This window comes from Flavobacterium sp. CAN_S2 (assembly GCF_015752255.1).
Lineage (GTDB): Bacteria > Bacteroidota > Bacteroidia > Flavobacteriales > Flavobacteriaceae > Flavobacterium.
In genome coordinates, this window is record NZ_JADOVA010000002.1 from 425,919 (window position 1) to 443,732 (window position 17,814).

Sequence of the window (17,814 nt, forward strand, 5' to 3'; positions counted from 1 at the left end):
GTAAAAAATACTTAAATTTTGAAAATAACAAGAGAAATTAAAACTGCCATTCTAGTAATAGCGTCGATTTTATTATTTATTTGGGGCTACAGTTTTTTAAAAGGAAGAGACCTATTTACCAATTACAAAACTTTTTTTGTAGAATATAAAAGTGTAGAAGGTTTAGCTACATCAGCACCAGTAACCCTAAACGGTTTAGTTGTAGGTAAAGTTAGCAGCATCACCATAAATGAAAATACAGGTGTATTATTAGTGGAATTACAATTAAAAACTGATTTTCCAATTTCCAGTTCCAGTGTTGCTTCTATTTATGAGCCAGGATTTATTGGAGGAAAACAAATTGCTATTATTCCAAATTTTAATGACAAAACATTAGCTGTTGATGGTCAGAAGTTGCAAGGTGGAGTAAAAATGGGACTTACTGATAAAGTAGGAGACCAATTAGCACCTCTTCAAGAAAAACTAGAAAAGTTATTGGGAAGTACTGAAAAATTAATTTCAGGTCTTAATAACGTTTTGGATCAAAAAGGACAGCAAGATTTAAAGCTTACCTTAGCTGAATTGAGTAAGACTATTGAACAGTTTCACAAAGTTTCTATGAATGTTAATGATTTATTGGACACTAATAAAACTCAAATAAATGGAGTGGTAACCAATTTCAATAAAATATCTGGAAATTTCTCTAAAATTTCTGATTCTCTTAATAAAGCTGATTTAGGTAAAACTGCCCGTAATTTGAATGCAACTTTAGCAAGAGTTGATGGTATCATGAGCGGTTTGGAATCAGGTAAAGGTTCTATGGGGAAATTATTAAATGACGAAGCTTTTTACCAAAACATTAAAAGTTCTACAAAAGAATTAGAATTACTATTGCAGGATATTAGACTCTATCCAACACGATATGTGAATATCTCTGTTTTTGGAAAGAAAAACAAACCTTATGTTGGTCCTACGAACGATTCTATACCTAATGTAAAAAATTAGCAATTATGAGCTATTTAGACAATATTTTATTTGCCATTCTATTGGTTATTGGTTTTGGATATTTTTTCAACAGTGTTAAAAAAATTAGACGGAATATCAATCTTGGAACTGATGTAAATCGTTCAGATAATCCTAAAGCGCGTTGGACTAATATGGCCATGATTGCACTTGGTCAATCAAAGATGGTAAAACGACCTATAGCTGGAATACTTCATATTATTGTCTACGTAGGTTTTGTAATCATCAACATTGAATTATTAGAGATTATAATTGATGGGCTTTTTGGTACGCATCGTGTTTTTGCTTTTTTAGGAACAACGTATGATGTACTGATTGCTTCTTTCGAAATTTTGGCTTTTTTAGTTTTAGTAGCTGTTTTTGCTTTTTGGATTAGAAGAAACGCAATCAAACTGAAACGATTTGTAAGTTCAGACTTGAAAGGATGGCCTAAAAGTGACGCGAATTACATCTTGTATTTCGAGGTGGTTCTAATGACATTATTTTTGCTGATGAATGCATCTGATTTGCATTTGCAAAATGTTCCTGGTGGTTTTTCACATTTTATAAAAGCAGGTTCTTTTCCAATAAGTCAATTTATTGAACCTATTTTTAATGGAATGTCAAATGAATTGGTAATGTTGCTTTCTGAGATATTCTGGTGGTTGCACATTGTGGGTATTTTAATTTTCATGAACTACCTTTATTTTTCAAAGCACTTACACATACTGTTAGCTTTCCCAAACACCTATTTTGCAAATCTTAATCCACAAGGACAATTTGATAATTTAGAATCAGTTACTAAAGAAGTGAAGTTAATGATGGATCCTAACGCTGATCCTTTTGCGGCAGCTCCAGTGGATGAAAATTCAGTTCCAAGTAAATTTGGCGCAAGTGATATTCAAGATTTAAATTGGGTACAATTATTGAACGCTTATACTTGTACAGAGTGTGGTCGTTGTACTTCATCTTGTCCAGCGAATATAACAGGAAAGAAATTGTCTCCACGTAAGATTATGATGGATACCAGAGACAGAATGGAAGAAGTAGGAAGAAATATTGATGCCAATAAAGGTATTTTTATTCCCGATAACAAAACTTTATTAAACGACTACATTACAACAGAGGAGCTCTGGGCTTGTACATCTTGTAATGCATGTGTAGAGGAATGTCCGGTAAATATTAGCCCGCTTTCAATTATTATGGATATGCGTCGCTACCTAGTTATGGAACAAAGTGCGGCTCCAATGCCTTTGAATGCGATGATGACCAATATAGAAAATAATGGAGCGCCTTGGCAGTACAATCAGCAAGATAGATTGAATTGGAAAAACGAATAATAGTTTTATTTGTTTAGAGTTCATATCAAATAATCAAAAAATAATTTTCCGTTTACTTGAATAATCAAATCAACGAATAACCGAATCACAAATAGTATGTCAGAGAATTTAATAGTGCCAACTATGGCCGAAATGTTAGCTCAAGGGAAACAACCAGAAGTTTTATTTTGGGTTGGTTGTGCAGGAAGTTTTGACGATAGAGCAAAGAAAATAACTAAGGCATTTGTGCGAATTTTAAATCGTGCCAATGTTCCTTTTGCGGTTTTGGGTACTGAAGAAAGTTGTACCGGTGATCCCGCGAAAAGAGCTGGGAATGAGTTTTTGTTCCAAATGCAAGCGATGATGAATATTGAGGTTTTGAATGCTTATGAAGCTAAAAAAATTGTCACTGCTTGTCCGCATTGTTTTAATACGCTAAAAAACGAATATCCGGAATTAGGAGGAAAATATGAAGTGGTTCACCATACGGAATTCTTGAAATCATTGTTAGATGATGGAAGATTGACTATTGAAGGTGGGCAATTCAAAGGAAAAAGAATTACTTTTCACGATCCTTGCTATTTAGGAAGAGCCAATAATGTATATGAAGCACCAAGAGATTTGATTCTTAAATTGGATGCTGAATTAGTTGAAATGAAGCGTTCGAAAGCAAATGGTTTATGTTGTGGTGCTGGTGGTGCCCAAATGTTTAAAGATGCTGAACCAGGAAATAAGGAAGTCAACGTTGAAAGAACTGAAGACGCATTAGAAACAAAACCGGAAATAATTGCTGCTGGTTGTCCTTTTTGTAATACCATGATGACAGATGGGATTAAAAACAAAGAAAAGGAAGGCGAAGTAAAAGTTATGGACATTGCGGAATTGATAGCGAATGCTCAGGATTTATAAATCACTTAAAATTACAAATTTTGATTATCTTAATCAAAATTCATAACTCATAATTCATAAATAAGATGTACGTTCCATTTGAAAATTTACCCGAAGAATCCAGAATTTGGATTTATCAATCGAACAGAAAGTTTTCGGATGCGGAATTTTCTGAAATAGAAACTGCTTTGCAATTCTTCTTAGAAGGTTGGGCTGCGCATGGCACCAGTTTAGAATCATCGTATGAATTAAAATACAATCGCTTCATTATTATTGCAGTAAATCAAGATGTTCAGCCCGCAACAGGATGTTCTATTGATTCCTCTGTTGAATTTATTCAAAGTTTAGAACAAAAATACAACGTTGATTTATTGGATAAAATGAATGTTACTTTCAAACTTGGAGAGCATATTGCCCACAAGCCATTGATTGATTTTAAGAAGATGGTTAAAGATAAAGCCGTTACTGAGAACACAATTGTTTTCAATAATCTGGTTAATAATATAGAAGAATACAATGAATCCTGGGAAGTTCCAGCCATTGATAGCTGGCACAGTAGGTTTTTTTAAACAAAAAATAGTTCAATGAAAAAAATAGGCATCAAAATTGTTTTTTCTTATGTCTTATTTATTTTTGTTGCTGCTGGTTGCGTTGGTACAAAAGTGAATAAGAACAAAACAATTGTATCCACAGTTCCGTCCAAAATAGAAAATTTGGACAGCATAAATACTACTAATATTCCTAAGCTTTTTGACTTATCTCCCGAAGGAAACAGATGGGTTGACAGTCTTTATAATACTATGACCTTAGAGGAAAAATTCGGGCAATTATTTATGGTTGCCGCATATTCCAATAAAGATTCTGCTCATAGTAATGCAATTGAAAAACTCATTTTAGATTATAAAATTGGAGGATTAATTTTCTTCCAAGGCGGTCCGGTTCGTCAGGCTAAATTGACTAATCGTTTTCAATCCAAATCAAAAATTCCTCTTTTTATAGGAAGTGATGCGGAATGGGGGTTGGGTATGCGATTGGATTCTACCTATCGTTATCCTTGGAATATGACTCTTGGCGCCATTCAAGACATGAAACTTTTAGAGAAAGTTGGTGCGCAAATGGGACAGCAGAGCAAGCGATTGGGAATGCAGTTTAATTTTGCACCGGTACTTGATATCAATTCAAATCCTAAAAATCCTATTATAGGTTTTCGTTCTTTTGGCGAAGATAAATTTAAGGTTACAGAACGTGCAATTGCCATAATGAACGGGGTTCAAAGTCAGGGAGTATTCTCGACAGGGAAACATTTTCCAGGTCACGGCGATACAGATACAGATTCTCATAAAAAATTACCAATCATTAATTCTTCGAAAGAAAGACTAAAAGATATTGAGTTTTACCCTTACAAAAAAATGTTTCATGAAGGACTTGCATCAGTTATGGTGGCACATTTAAGCGTTCCCAGTTTAGAACCAAGACCTAATTTTCCTTCTTCGATTTCATATAATGTAGTTACTGATATTCTTCAAAAAGAAATGGGTTTTCAAGGACTTATTTTTACAGATGCTTTGAATATGAAAAGTGTAAGTAATTTTAAATTACCCAGCGAAATTAATTTTGAAGCTTTTATGGCCGGAAATGACGTTTTGTTGTTTCCTGAAAATGTTCCTGCTGCGATTGATAAATTTAGATTAGCATATTCCTTGAATTTATTTACTGATGAACGGTTGGCTTTTTCTGTAAAGAAAATTTTAAAATTCAAGTATAAAGCTGGTTTGAATGCGTACAAACCAATTGCCACTGAAAATTTGTATAACGATTTAAATACTGTCGAAAATGATGCATTGCAATATGAATTGTATGAAAATGCAATTACGGTTCTAAAAAATACTTCGGCTGTGTTGCCAATTAAAAATTTAGACAAACAAAAAATTGCTTATGTAAAAATTGGCGATGACAGCAACGATGATTTTTTATCGACTTTAAAAAAATACGCTGAAGTAACTGAAATTGCAGAAACTAATTTGGATAGTCTTCAAGCGAAATTACAGCCTTTTACAACGGTAATTATTGGTTATCATAAATCAGATGTTGCTTTTAGAAACGATGATTTAAAATCTAATGAATTATTTAAGATTAATTTTTTAGCCAAAAACAATAGAGTAATTCTGAATGTTTTTGCCAAGCCTTATTCATTACTGCCAATTACCAATTTTGATGATATCGAAGGATTGGTTGTTTCGTATCAGAATAGTTCCATTGCTCAGATTGTTTCTGCCGAACTAATTTTTGGATCAATCGAAGCTAAAGGAAAATTACCGGTTTCAATCAATGATAGTTTCAAAGTAAATGATGGTTTGCCAACAGAAAAATTGAATCGTTTAGGGTTTTCTACACCGGAAAATGTTGGAATGAATTCAACTATTTTATCCAAAATTGATGGTATTGCCAATAAAGCGATTAATGCTAAAATGACACCTGGAATTCAGGTTTTAGTAGCCCGAAAAGGTAAAGTTATATATCAGAAATCATTCGGATACCATACCTATGATAAATCGATAAAAGTGCAGGATTCTGATATTTATGATGTGGCATCGTTGACAAAAATTTTGGCGACTTTACCAAATGTTATGTTGCAATACGATCAGCAAAAAATAAATTTGGAGACTACATTAGCAACAATGTCTCCTATTTTTAAAGATTCGAATAAAGCGAATATCAATTTCAAGGATTTATTGTCTCATTATGCTGGGTTAGCAGCAGGAATTCCATTTTACAAGGCCACAATTGATAAATCAAAATCTCCTTCTGAGGTTTATTTTAGGAAAGTTGCCGAAGAGAATTTCTCAAAAAAATTAGGAGATAGTCTTTTTATACGAAATGATTTTAGCGACACGATTATGAAAATGATTGTGGATAGTAAGCTGTCAGTAAAAAAAGAATACAAATACAGTGATCTTACTTTCATGATTTTGAAGGATTATTTGGAAAAAACAACGGGTAAAACTTTAGATGTTTTAATTCAGGAAAATTTTTATCGCTCGCTTGGTATGAATAATTCCAGTTTTAATCCGTTGGCTAAATTTGACAATAACAGAATTCCTCCAACTGAAACGGATACGTATTTCCGTCGCCAGCTTTTGCAAGGGTATGTCAACGACTTATCGGCTGCTTTAGAAGGTGGAGTTTCTGGTCATGCAGGAGTTTTTTCGAATGCAATGGATGTGGCTAAAATAATGGAACTTTATCTGCAAAAAGGAAATTATGGCAATCAGCAATATTTTTCCGAGAAAACTTTTGAAGACTTCAATACTTGCTATTTCTGCGCAGTGGGAAATAGGCGAGGCGTTGGTTTTGATAAACCACAATTGGGTACCGAAGGACCTACATGCGGTTGTGCTTCAATGACCAGTTTTGGACACACCGGCTACACTGGAACAATGGCTTGGGCCGATCCTGAAACACAAATTGTTTATGTTTTTTTATCCAATAGAACTTTTCCAGTAGCTGCAGAGAATAGATTATCCAAAGCAAATATTCGGGAAGATATTCAGAAAATAATTTACGAAGCCATTACAGATTAAAAATCTACAATCTTTTTGGATTCAGTTTAGGTTTAGAAAAGAGTCGTTGAACTAACTTCTTGAGGGTTAATTTTGTACTTTTAAAATTCTTAATCTACTGTAATTATGGCGCACAAACATAAGAATAAAGCTAGTCATCAGGATACTTGTTGCTCATTAGAAGATAATAAAACGGTGACAAATAACCAAACGGATTGCTGCTCATCAGAAAGTGATACTGAAAATCACTCTGGACATGACCATGATCACGATCATTCAAATGGAGGTGAAGGGGTATTAAAGATGTTTTTTCCCTCTATAGTCAGTTTTGTATTATTATTAGTTGCGTTGTTATTTGATAATTACTTTCAGCAATCTTGGTTTAATGGTTGGATTCGAATTGTTTGGTATGTTATAGCTTATATTCCAGTTGGTTTTCCAGTTTTAAAAGATGCTTTTCAAAGTATTAGAAGCGGAACTGTTTTTTCTGAGTTTTTCTTGATGAGTGTTGCTACTATTGGCGCTTTTGGCATTGGTCAATATGCAGAAGGAGTTACTGTAATGCTTTTTTATGCTATTGGTGAACTGTTTCAAGTGATGGCGGTACAAAAAGCCAAATCCAACATCAAATCATTATTGGATGAAAGACCTGATGTTGCAAATGTTGTTCAAGGACAAACTGTGGTTGCAATTAAAGCGTCGGAAGTAACTATTGGCGCAATTATAGAATTAAAACCCGGGGAAAAATTAGCATTGGATGGGAAATTGCTTTCGGATTATGCCACTTTCAATACAGCTGCTTTAACCGGCGAAAGCAAACCGGATTCTAAATCAAAAGGAGAAACTATTCTTGCTGGAATGATCAATCTAAATTCCATTGCTCGAATAGAGGTAACTACGGCATTTAAAGATAGTAAATTATCTAAAATTCTTGAAATGGTTCAGGATGCTACCGCCAAAAAAGCGCCGACAGAATTATTTATCAGGAAGTTTGCTAAAATCTATACGCCCATAATAGTATATCTCGCTATTGCCATCTGTTTGGTTCCAATCTTGTTTGTTGAAACGTATGTATTTAAAGAGTGGCTGTATCGAGCCTTGATTTTTTTGGTGGTTTCATGTCCTTGTGCCTTAGTGATTTCTATTCCGTTGGGGTATTTTGGCGGTATTGGCGCAGCAAGTAAAAACGGAATATTGTTTAAAGGATCTACATTTTTAGATACAATGGCTGCAATTCAGGTAGTGGTGATGGATAAAACGGGAACGTTGACTAAAGGTGTTTTTAAAGTTCAAAAAGTAGTTTCAATTGGGATTCCCGAGGCTGATTTGGTAAATTATTCTGCCGCAATCGAAGCCAAATCTACGCATCCTGTTGGTTCTGCAATACTAGAATACGCCAATAATGCTACAAACAAAACTTTAGTTTCTGATGTTACGGAGATTTCAGGGCTTGGTTTGAAAGGCCTTGTGGACGGAAAAGAAATTTTAGTGGGAAATCCTAAACTGATGAATAAATTTAATATCGATTATGACAAACAGTTAGATACAATTCCATTTACCATTATAGTTGTTGCCATCGATAAAAAATATTCAGGTTATTTCCTTATTGCCGATGAAATAAAAGAAGATGCTAAAACAGCTATTGAAAGTTTACACCAAATAAATATCAAAACAATTTTGCTATCTGGTGATAATCAAGCTGTAGTTTCGGCTGTTGCCAAAGAGTTGAATATTGATGAAGCTTTTGGAGATTTATTACCGGAAAATAAGGTCGAAAAAGTAGCAGCGCTTATAAACCAAAAACTAAAAGTTGCATTTGTGGGAGATGGCGTAAATGATGCTCCGGTAATTGCTTTGGCGCAAGCCGGAATTGCTATGGGTGGTTTAGGAAGCGATGCAACAATTGAAACGGCTGATATTGTTATTCAAAATGATCAACCTACTAAGATTTTTACCGCTATTGCCATTGGAAGAAAAACAAAACAAATCGTTTGGCAAAATATTAGTTTGGCTTTTTCTGTAAAACTAATAGTTCTAATTCTTGGAGCAGGTGGACTTGCCTCGATGTGGGAAGCTGTTTTTGCGGATGTAGGTGTAGCATTACTGGCAATTTTGAATGCGGTTAGAATTCAGCGAATGAAATTTTAAGTTCATCTCGTATTTAACTTAAAATTCCATAAAACCCATTCCTATTTTTCTTAATTTCGTTTCATTAAATTACATACATGAAAATTGCAATAGTTTGTTATCCTACCTTTGGAGGTAGTGGTGTTGTCGCTACAGAATTAGGGCTGGAATTGGCGCGTCGCGGTCATGAAATCCATTTTATAACCTACAGTCAGCCCGTACGTTTGGCACTTTTAAGTCCAAATGTTCATTACCACGAAGTAAATGTCCCTGAATATCCTCTATTCCATTATCAACCGTATGAATTGGCTTTGTCCAGTAAATTAGTCGATATGGTAAAATTATATAAAATAGAACTGCTTCATGTGCATTACGCCATTCCGCATGCTTATGCTGGCTATATGGCCAAGCAAATGTTGAAAGATGAAGGAATCAATATTCCGATGGTGACTACCTTACACGGAACTGATATTACATTGGTTGGAAATCATCCTTTTTATAAACCGGCCGTAACTTTTAGCATCAATAAATCTGATTTTGTTACCTCGGTTTCCCAAAGTTTGAAAGATGACACACTTAAATTATTCAATATAAAAAATGAAATTGAGGTGATTCCAAATTTTATTGAATTGGAAAAAAACATAAATGACCCGAGTATTCCTTGTCAACGTTCAGTAATGGCAAAGGAAAATGAACGGATTATTACACACATCAGTAATTTCAGAAAAGTAAAAAGAATTCCGGATGTGATTAAAATATTCTATAACATCCAGAAAGAGATTCCGGCGAAACTAATGATGGTAGGAGATGGTCCTGAAAAAGAAAAAGCAGAATATTTATGTCAGGAATTGGGAATTTTAGATAAAGTCATCTTTTTTGGTAACAGCAACGAAATTGACAAAATTTTGTGCTTAACGGATTTGTTTTTGCTTCCGTCTGAAACAGAAAGTTTTGGTTTAGCCGCTTTGGAAGCCATGGCGTGTAAAGTTCCTGTTATTTCCAGTAATTCCGGAGGTTTGCCTGAGGTAAATTTTGACGGTATTTCCGGTTATTTAAGTAACGTGGGGAATACCGATGAAATGGCTCAAAATGCATTGAAAATTTTAAAAGACGATTCGGTTCTGAAACAATTTAAAGAAAATGCTTTATCAGTTGCGAAACAATTTGATATTAAAAATATTTTGCCGCTTTACGAAGAGTTGTATCAAAAAGCCATTAATAAATATTTATAAACTCTCGATTGATAACTTTATGAATGAGAATACGTTGTTAAAGCTATTCCGTTTATTTAAAATATAAAAAATGAAAAAACTAATTCTTTCCGCATTTGCTATTACGCTTGCTTCATGTGGTGCTACTTCTTCAAAAATTTCAGATACAAGCAAATTATATGAAGTTTTGACACAGCAATCTAATGGCGGCGCCAATATTCGTTTTTTTGAAATACTTTCTGAGCCAAACGAAATTAAAATGCTGCAGAATGATGAAAATTTGAAAGATAAGATTAGTGCTACTGATATTCAGAACTCGAATTTTATTGTTTTGAATATGGGAGAGAAAACAACTGGCGGTTATAGTATAGGAATTGAAAATATTGTAGAAACTGATAAAAATGTAATTATAACTGTAAAAGAAACTAATCCTGAACCCGGTAGCATGGTAACGCAGGCTTTTACAACTCCTTTTTGTGTTGTCAAAATAAATTCTAAAAAAGAAATTATTATTAAATAAAAAAACGGCCACTATTTCTAGTGGCCGTTTTCATGTATTATCTAGATAATACTAGAATTGATATCTAAGAGCTAAAGCTACATCAGAACCGTAATTGTTTTTGTAGTATCCACTTCCACCAAATTCAGGTCTGAAATCTAAAGAGATTAACAACGGAATATCAAAGTTGTATTCGATACCGATATCTCCTGCAGCAAATGCAAATGTGTCATTGTATTTTGTATTGTTATTTTCATAACCATAGCTTCCAACACCACCACCAATACCAGCATACCAGTTGAAACCACCATCAATGTTCCAAACCCATTGGTATAAACCTGTTAATTTGATAGCATTGTCATCGTAGTTATTGTTGTTGAAGTTACTTCTGTTTCTCCAACCTAAGTCTAATTCTAAACGGTTGTTAGCTGATAAACCTCTTTGGTAAGAAAGTTCAGCACCAAATCCACCGCTATCTCCAAAACGAAGACCTAATGCATTTTTTGAAATATCCTGTGCTTGTGCGGTAAATGCTAATCCAATTAACATTATTGCCGATAAAATAATCTTTTTCATATGTGAGTTTTTGTTGATACAAATGTAACGCTAACACAGGGTAAATTTTTATAAAATTTCAGATAAAAGTTATATAATTTACATATTCCGAAATCACAGCGCCCTAAAACGAGAATTACATCAAAATGTTTTGTTTCGAGAATAGCACGGAAGCAATGACTTGATTGCTTAAAATATCTTCCATCTCAAAAAGATTATCTTCCTCAACATAATTCATTTCCGAATAGCGAAATAATTTCCAACGTTTTTTATTGTACTCTAATGCTGTAAGATTCTCAATCCAATCTCCGGAATTTAAATACATTGTACTGCCAATTTTGGTTTCTTTATGAATCATTTTCGGTTCATGAATATGTCCACAAATTACATAGTCATACTTCTTTTCAATTGCTAATTCAGTGGCTGTTTTTTCAAAATCAGAAATGTGTTTTACTGCTTTCTTAACACTTGCCTTTATTTTTTTAGAAAAAGAGTATGGTTCTTTTCCTAGTTTTAACAAACACCAATTTACAAATCGGTTTAAAAGAATTAGATAGTCATATCCTAATCCACCTAATTTTGCAATCCATTTTGAGTGCTGTACAGAAGCATCAAATACATCACCATGAAAAATCCAAGCTTTTTTATCATCAAGATCTAAGACTAATTTGTCAACTAAAGTAAAATTACCCAAATTCATATCGCTGAATTTTCGGAGCATTTCATCATGATTTCCTGTAATGTAATAGACTTTTGTTCCCTTTGAAACAAAACTGATAATTTTTTGGATGACCTTTAAATGTGCTTTTGGAAAATAAGATTTTCTAAATTGCCATACATCAATAATATCGCCATTTAAGACTAAAATCTTGGGCTTAATGGTGGATAAATAATTGTAAAGTTCCTTGGCATGGCTTCCAAAAGTTCCAAGATGTACATCTGAAATCACCACTAACTCGACTTTTCTTTTTTTCAAGGTTTTTCCATTTGAAGTTTACCAAAATAATCGAAATATTATCAAATGAATTGGAATTAAAGGTTAAGAAATTTAATATAATATTAATTTAATAACAATAAATGTGAAATGTTGGTTAAAACTTTAAAGGCTAAAATTTTGAACTTTAAACTAAAATGGTACTTTTGTTCAAAACAAATTATAATGGCAGGAAATAGCTACGGAACACTATTTAGAATAACAACTTTTGGAGAATCCCATGGTGATGCTTTAGGCGGAATCATAGACGGTTGTCCTCCAGGAATTACAATAGATTTAGAAGCAATCCAATTCGAAATGTCAAGAAGAAAACCAGGTCAATCAGCTATCGTTACCCAACGAAAAGAGCCGGATGATGTTCAATTTCTTTCAGGGATTTTTGAAGGTAAAACGACTGGTACACCAATCGGCTTTATTATTCCTAACACCAATCAAAAATCAGACGATTATTCCCATATAAAAGATAATTACAGACCCAGTCATGCCGATTATGTCTATGAAAAAAAATATGGAGTTCGTGATTATCGCGGTGGCGGACGCAGTTCAGCTCGTGAAACTGCAAGCAGAGTAGTGGCTGGTGCTGTGGCAAAACAAATGTTACCGGAAATAAAAATTAATGCTTACGTTTCTTCTGTAGGACCAATATTTTTAGAAAAACCATACCAAGATTTAGACTTTTCAAAAACCGAAAATAATCCGGTTCGATGCCCAGATGAAGAAGCAGCGGTGATTATGGAAGAATACATTCGGGATATTCGCAAACAAGGTGATACTGTGGGCGGAACTGTAACGTGTGTGATTCAAAATGTGCCTATTGGTTTAGGAGAGCCAGTTTTTGATAAACTTCATGCGGAACTTGGAAAAGCAATGCTTTCCATAAATGCTGTAAAAGGATTTGAATTTGGAAGTGGTTTTTGTGGTGCAAAAATGAAAGGTAGCGAGCATAACGATTTATACAATTCTGATGGAACGACAAAAAGCAATCTTTCAGGCGGAATACAAGGCGGTATCAGTAACGGAATGGATATTTATTTCCGAGTTGCTTTTAAACCTGTGGCTACCATTATGCAAAAACAAGAATCCTTAGACAATAAAGGCAATATTACGGAAATGACCGGAAAGGGACGTCATGATCCTTGTGTTGTTCCACGTGCCGTGCCTATTGTCGAAGCAATGGCAGCGATTGTTTTAGCTGATTTTTATTTGATAAACAAAACATATTAATACTAATTTTGGGAACTTTTCTACTATAAACATTACCGATTTTAAACTTCAATGTAAGTAAAAAAGATAGTGTGATAATCAGGAGAAGTCCTGAAGCCTAACAAATACATTAATGAATACCAATACAACTAAAAAACCATCTTTTTTTTCAGGATTAACGGGTCAAATATTAATTGCTATGGTTTTGGGTGCTGTTTTAGGCATTATCATACACAATTCGATTTCTCCAGAATCGGCTCAAAATTTTAGTAATAAAATCAAAATTCTGGCTACAATTTTCATTCGATTGGTTCAAATGATTATTTCTCCATTAGTTTTTACAACTTTGGTTGTAGGAATTGCGAAACTTGGTGATATAAAGGCGGTAGGAAGAATTGGAGGAAAAGCGATGGGATGGTTCTTTACAGCTTCATTTATCTCTTTATTATTGGGTATGTTTTTTGTAAACATATTGGAACCTGGAGTTGGCCTTAATCTATCAAATGTTGATATGGGTTCAGTTTCAGAAGTTACTGCAAAAACTCAAAATATATCTTTTGAAAACTTTATTGAACATATTGTGCCTAAAAGTATTTTTGAGGCCATGGCAACCAATGAAATTTTACAAATTGTAATTTTTTCTATTTTCTTTGGTTTGGCTGCAGCCGCATTGGGAGATTATGTGAAGCCAGTTACAAACGCTCTAGATAAAACTTCTCATATTGTTCTTAAAATGGTAAACTATGTAATGAAGTTTGCTCCAATAGGAGTTTTTGGTGCTATTGCGGGCGTATTTGCAGTAAGAGATTTTCAGGAATTGGCCATTACTTACTTTAAGTTTTTTGGTTCTTTCTTAATTGGTATTTCATCACTTTGGGTAGTTTTGATTGTTGTAGGGTATATTTTTCTAAAAAGCAGAATGACTGTTTTGCTTAAAAGAATTGTCAGTCCGTTAATTATTGCTTTTGGAACAACCAGCAGTGAAGCTGTTTTTCCAAAATTGACAGAAGAATTAGAACGTTTTGGTGTCAAAGATAGAATTGTATCTTTCATGTTGCCACTTGGATATTCTTTCAATTTGGACGGAAGTATGATGTACATGACCTTTGCCAGTATTTTCATTGCGCAAGCTTATGGTATAGATTTAGATTTAGGAACTCAAATGACGATGCTTTTAGTTTTAATGCTTACCAGTAAAGGGATTGCAGGTGTTCCAAGAGCGAGTTTAGTGGTTGTTGCGGCAACTTGCGGTATGTTTGATATTCCAATTGAAGGAATTGCTTTGATTCTGCCAATCGATCACTTTTGTGATATGTTTCGCAGTGCAACAAATGTTTTAGGAAATGCTTTAGCAACTTCAGTTGTAGGACAATGGGAGGGTGCTGATGAAACGGAAGAAGTTGTTATCGAGTAGTAGAAATTAATAATATTTTAAAGTACCTATTTTAACCTGTTCAACTATTGAACAGGTTTTTTTGTTTAAATACGGGAGTTTTTCTGTCTTTTAAATTATTCTTTTCTTCTGTTTGATTTTAATACATAATTTACCCATTTCTTCCTTTTTTTATTAAAATAATGTATATTTGATAAACTTTAATTGTTTATGTATCAGATACGTGTTGTTTTGTGGGCATTACTAACGTTAAATTCTTTTAACAGCACTATTTTTGCACAAACAAAATTATTTTCTGACAAAGAAATTACCAAACTAACTGATGAGGCTTCTCAATATTTAAAGGAGGCTAATTTTGAAAAATCATTAGAAATTTCTAAGGTAGCATTACAAAAATCCATAACTGCTAATGATGCTACCGCAATTACAATTTCCTACAATACCATAGCTGCTAATTACGCTGAACTTGCTGAATTTGATAAAGCTATTTTTTTCTACAATAAAGCATTAAAGTACGCGAACAAGACTACCAATGATACTCTGGAAAGCAGGATTCATAATAATTTAGGTAATATCTATTGTTTTGAAAAGAAGCAATATATAAAAGGGATAAATTTTTATGAAAATGCTATTAAATACAGTCAAAAAATAGCGGACACTAATCAGATTTTTATGACCAAATTAAATATTGCTTGGGCTTATTTTGACGTTGGCCATTTTGAGAAAGGATATCCAAGTTTAGAATTCGTAAATAAGTACAATTTAAAGTTCGGTAATAAATTTAATGCTGGTGCTATCAATATGCTCAACGGAATGTATTATTCCCATGAAGGTAATGATGAAAAAGCCACAAATTCTTTTTTGAATGCTATAAAAGCTGGAAATGAAGCTAATGAAAAGTCGGATTTATCCTTTGCACATCTTGAATATTCTAAACATTTGATGAACAAAGGTGATTATAAAAATGCGTACGAAAACCTTAATAGATACAACGAAATTACCGCATTACTCTACAACAAGGAAAAACTGGAGAAAGCTAATATTGCCGGAATTAATGTTGAATTAGATGAGTATAAAAGGGAAATCGATAAATTTGAAATCGAAAAAGAAGCCCAACTTCAGATCGTAGAAAAATCTAAAACGATTTTGTTGTTATTTACAGTAATATCTATCGTTTTGTTGCTTTTGCTTTATACTTTGTTTAAAAACAATAATTTCAGAAAAAAATTGAATGCAGAACTTTCAACGACTAATAAACAGCTATTAATTGCAAAGGAAAGAGCGGAGGAAGCTTCTGTTTTAAAATCTCAATTTGTGTCAACTATTAGTCACGAACTCAGAACGCCTTTATATGGAGTGGTAGGAATTACAAATATGTTGCTGGACGAACATAAAGAATTAGCTGACAGTCCGCACTTGAGTTCGCTAAAATTTTCGGCCAGATACTTGCTTTCGTTGGTAAATGATATTCTTCAAATTAACAAAATTGAAGATAACAGAATGATTTTGGAGAATTTGACTTTTAATATTTCTGATGAAATTAATATGGTCAAAAATTCGCTTTCTTTTTTAGCTAAAAAAAATAATAATTTTATAGTAGTAAAAATTGATCCTGCTATACCAGAATATTTAATTGGTGATAAATTACGGCTATCTCAAATTATTATGAATTTGGTGAGTAACGCTCTGAAATTTACGGCAAATGGGGAAGTAATAATTCACATAAATTTAGAAAGAGTAGAAGGCAAATCCTATTTTGTAGAATTCAGAATTGAAGACAACGGAATTGGAATTGCAGCTGAAGATCAAGAGAAGATTTTTGAGAAATTTGTACAAGTAGGTCGAAAAGAAACGGATTATCAAGGAACCGGACTTGGACTTTCAATAGTAAAACAACTGTTAGGCTTATTCAATAGTACTATTTCATTGCAAAGCACCATTGGTCAGGGAACTATTTTTAAGTTCTTGATTGCTTTTGAATACAATCCTGAGAAAACAATTGATATCATCAATAACATTCAAGTTGATATTGCTCCTCCTCATTCCATAAATGTTTTGGTTGTTGAGGATAATCATATTAATCAGTTGGTTACCAAAAAAACTATAGAAAAGAATAATTATAAATGTAGCGTAGTAGATAACGGATATGCTGCATTGGAAATTCTTCATAGAGAATATTTTGATATTATACTGATGGATATCAATATGCCTCTAATAAATGGATTTGAAACTACTCGTAAAATTCGTCTCATGGGAATTGAAACACCAATTGTGGCACTCACTGCTTTTGATAAAGCTGAAATTACTGAAGAAGCTCTCTCAGCAGGAATTAATGATATTATTATAAAACCTTTTGACTCGGTTAAATTGTTTAGTATCATTACAATTTTGATTTCTAAAAACTAAAGGGGCGAAAATTTTTAAAACTAAAAAAAAAATCGTCAAACCTTTAAAGTCTCCTACAAACTCTAAGATTTAACGATTTTTATCTGATAATAATTGAATAAATTTCTATTTTATTGCAATTTTTTTTAACATTTTTTTCTTACCATTGTCTTTTTTTGCAATATCGACATGAAGAATTCCATCTTTATAACTTGCTTCAATTTTGCTTTCATCAATTGAATCCGGCAAAGTAAAAGATCGAAAGAAAGATTGATAATTAAACTCTTTTCGAACATAATTATCTTTTTTTCTGGTTTCTTCTTTTTCTTCTTGTTTTTCAGAAGAAATCATGAGCACATTGTTGTCAATTTCAACTTTAAAATCTTCTTTTTTCATTCCCGGAGCAGCTAGTTCTACTTGTAGTTTGTCATCAGTTTCTTTTAAATTAACTGAAGGTAAATTACTGCCCAGAGCGGTAAAATTTTTATCAGTCCAATCAAAAAGATCTCTTGAGATAAAATCATCAAAAAATGTATTTACTGAAGGAAATAAACTTGCATTCATTACTGGCATTAATCCGTTTCTTTTAACTAAGGTTTCCATAATTTTTTGTTTAAAGTTGTTTATAATATCTTGTATCAAATGTATTGATTTAAATATTTTTTTAAACAGCTTTTAACATTTAAAACGTTGAAAAAC

Annotated in this window: 14 protein-coding genes; 11 read left to right on the forward strand and 3 right to left on the reverse strand. The window is 33.0% G+C overall.

Translation table 11 applies throughout. The annotated features are described in order from the left end of the window. Positions 1–18 precede the first annotated feature (18 nt). The 8 genes from IWX80_RS09680 (at position 19) to IWX80_RS09715 (ending at position 10,606) form a co-directional block, all read left to right on the forward strand. Positions 19–984 (forward strand): MlaD family protein, encoded by a 966-nt coding sequence (locus IWX80_RS09680; protein ID WP_113635661.1) that lies wholly within the window; start codon positions 19–21, stop codon positions 982–984. A gap of 5 nt (positions 985–989) precedes the next feature. Further along, a complete protein-coding gene (locus tag IWX80_RS09685) occupies positions 990–2,321 on the forward strand; it encodes a 4Fe-4S dicluster domain-containing protein (protein ID WP_196853249.1) in 1,332 nt (443 codons plus the stop codon). A 96-nt stretch (positions 2,322–2,417) separates the two neighbouring features. After that, positions 2,418–3,209, forward strand: coding sequence for a (Fe-S)-binding protein (locus IWX80_RS09690; protein ID WP_196853250.1), 792 nt, complete (start codon positions 2,418–2,420; stop codon positions 3,207–3,209). Between the two features lie 65 nt (positions 3,210–3,274). Beyond that, a complete protein-coding gene (locus tag IWX80_RS09695) occupies positions 3,275–3,757 on the forward strand; it encodes an ABC transporter ATPase (protein WP_196853251.1) in 483 nt (160 codons plus the stop codon). A gap of 15 nt (positions 3,758–3,772) precedes the next feature. Further along, positions 3,773–6,769: a glycoside hydrolase family 3 N-terminal domain-containing protein gene (locus IWX80_RS09700; RefSeq protein WP_196853252.1), complete on the forward strand. Its 2,997-nt coding sequence runs from the start codon at positions 3,773–3,775 to the stop codon at positions 6,767–6,769. Positions 6,770–6,874: 105 nt separating this feature from the next. After that, on the forward strand, positions 6,875–8,896 hold the full coding sequence (locus tag IWX80_RS09705) for a heavy metal translocating P-type ATPase (RefSeq protein ID WP_196853253.1): 2,022 nt from the start codon (positions 6,875–6,877) through the stop codon (positions 8,894–8,896). A 77-nt stretch (positions 8,897–8,973) separates the two neighbouring features. After that, a complete protein-coding gene (gene bshA / locus IWX80_RS09710) occupies positions 8,974–10,107 on the forward strand; it encodes an N-acetyl-alpha-D-glucosaminyl L-malate synthase BshA (protein WP_113635673.1) in 1,134 nt (377 codons plus the stop codon). A 70-nt stretch (positions 10,108–10,177) separates the two neighbouring features. Beyond that, positions 10,178–10,606, forward strand: a complete 429-nt coding sequence (locus IWX80_RS09715) for a protease complex subunit PrcB family protein (RefSeq protein WP_113635675.1) — start codon at positions 10,178–10,180, stop codon at positions 10,604–10,606. Positions 10,607–10,657: 51 nt separating this feature from the next. Here IWX80_RS09715 and IWX80_RS09720 read toward each other — a convergent pair whose 3' ends face one another. Then, positions 10,658–11,161, reverse strand: coding sequence for a hypothetical protein (locus IWX80_RS09720; RefSeq protein WP_196853254.1), 504 nt, complete (start codon positions 11,159–11,161; stop codon positions 10,658–10,660). Between the two features lie 115 nt (positions 11,162–11,276). Next, positions 11,277–12,116, reverse strand: coding sequence for a UDP-2,3-diacylglucosamine diphosphatase (locus IWX80_RS09725; RefSeq protein WP_196853255.1), 840 nt, complete (start codon positions 12,114–12,116; stop codon positions 11,277–11,279). Positions 12,117–12,299: 183 nt separating this feature from the next. Here IWX80_RS09725 and aroC point away from each other — a divergent pair, with 183 nt between their 5' ends. The 3 genes from aroC (at position 12,300) to IWX80_RS09740 (ending at position 17,136) form a co-directional block, all read left to right on the forward strand. Beyond that, positions 12,300–13,358 (forward strand): chorismate synthase, encoded by a 1,059-nt coding sequence (aroC, locus tag IWX80_RS09730; RefSeq protein WP_113635741.1) that lies wholly within the window; start codon positions 12,300–12,302, stop codon positions 13,356–13,358. Between the two features lie 112 nt (positions 13,359–13,470). Beyond that, positions 13,471–14,751, forward strand: coding sequence for a dicarboxylate/amino acid:cation symporter (locus tag IWX80_RS09735; RefSeq protein WP_113635682.1), 1,281 nt, complete (start codon positions 13,471–13,473; stop codon positions 14,749–14,751). Positions 14,752–14,940: 189 nt separating this feature from the next. After that, entirely contained in the window at positions 14,941–17,136 is a 2,196-nt protein-coding gene (locus IWX80_RS09740) for a response regulator (RefSeq protein WP_196853256.1), read from the forward strand. Between the two features lie 105 nt (positions 17,137–17,241). Here IWX80_RS09740 and IWX80_RS09745 read toward each other — a convergent pair whose 3' ends face one another. Then, complete coding sequence (locus IWX80_RS09745; protein WP_334682306.1) at positions 17,242–17,718, reverse strand: Hsp20/alpha crystallin family protein; 477 nt, start codon at positions 17,716–17,718, stop codon at positions 17,242–17,244. Between the last annotated feature and the right edge of the window lie 96 nt (positions 17,719–17,814).